Source organism: Catenulispora pinistramenti (assembly GCF_018274385.1).
Lineage (GTDB): Bacteria > Actinomycetota > Actinomycetes > Streptomycetales > Catenulisporaceae > Catenulispora > Catenulispora pinistramenti.
The window spans coordinates 1-457 of the sequence record NZ_JAAFYZ010000582.1; the positions used below are offsets into that span (position 1 = coordinate 1).

The 457-nt window shown below is 61.5% G+C and carries 1 protein-coding gene; it reads left to right on the top strand.

The annotated features are described in order from the left end of the window. Positions 1 to 114: hypothetical protein (locus KGQ19_RS53285; RefSeq protein ID WP_368862279.1), on the top strand; the 114-nt coding region annotated here is incomplete at its 5' end. Positions 115 to 457: the final 343 nt, after the last annotated feature.

Genomic DNA, 457 nt, shown 5'->3' on the forward strand with positions numbered 1-457 from the left:
CAGATCACCCGCACCGCCTACGGCTTCACCAACCCCGAGGCCCTCATCGCCCTTGCACTCCTCGCCCACGGCGGCTACCGACCCCCACTACCCGGCCGAACCACCCACGCATAAGTCAGAGGCGCCGATTTTTACGGCCTTCGGTCATAGTTGTGCCGGTTCGGGGTTCGGAGCGGTGGGTGTGTTTGTCGGCTGCCGGTTCGCGCGTTCACAACCCCGCCCCACCTCAGGCCTCTTCAACTCCAGCAAGTCCGGGCAAGGGCACAGGCCAGATCAAGAGCAAGATCAACGACACAGGCAAGATCAAGAGCTGAAGATCAAGATCAAGGTCAAGGTCAAGGGCTAGCCGGAAAATGAGGGTGACCCAGGGCACCATGAGATGGCCCGGCCTCCCAGGCGATGTTGGTGCAGATGACAGTCAAGGATCCGTGCCGTCGCGTGAAGCTTCGGGTTCAGT